The 365-nt window shown below is 70.1% G+C and carries 1 protein-coding gene; it reads right to left on the bottom strand.

Annotated features, from left to right (window positions below):
* A partial coding sequence (locus MTBSS4_RS02980) for a toprim domain-containing protein (protein ID WP_173981917.1) occupies window positions 1-365 on the bottom strand: 365 nt, incomplete at both ends.

Below are 365 nucleotides of genomic sequence, written 5' to 3' on the forward strand. Positions count from 1 at the left end.
TCGTCCCCGTGCAGGGGCGAGACGATGGTGGACGGGATATCGGCCAGATTGAGGCGGTCGGCCAGGGTGGTGGCGGCCTGCTGACCGGCGTCGCCGGCATCGGCAAAAATGGTGACGCGGCGGAGACCCTCGGGCCACTGCCACTGACGCATACCTCCCGCCGACAGCGCCGCCCAGGTGGGGATGCCGAAGATGGCCCAGGCCGACAGGGCGGTTTCGATGCCCTCGGCGATTCCGAGGTGGCCATCGGCGGGTATGGGGGCGAGGCGCACGCTGCCGCTGTCGATTGCCCCCAACATCTTCTTGCCCGGTGGCGCCTTGCCGCTGCCGTCGTCGAGCAGGAAGGTGCGGTGGATGCCGCCGAC

The sequence above is a fragment of the Magnetospirillum sp. SS-4 genome (assembly GCF_902729425.1).
Taxonomy (GTDB): Bacteria; Pseudomonadota; Alphaproteobacteria; order Rhodospirillales; family Magnetospirillaceae; genus Phaeospirillum.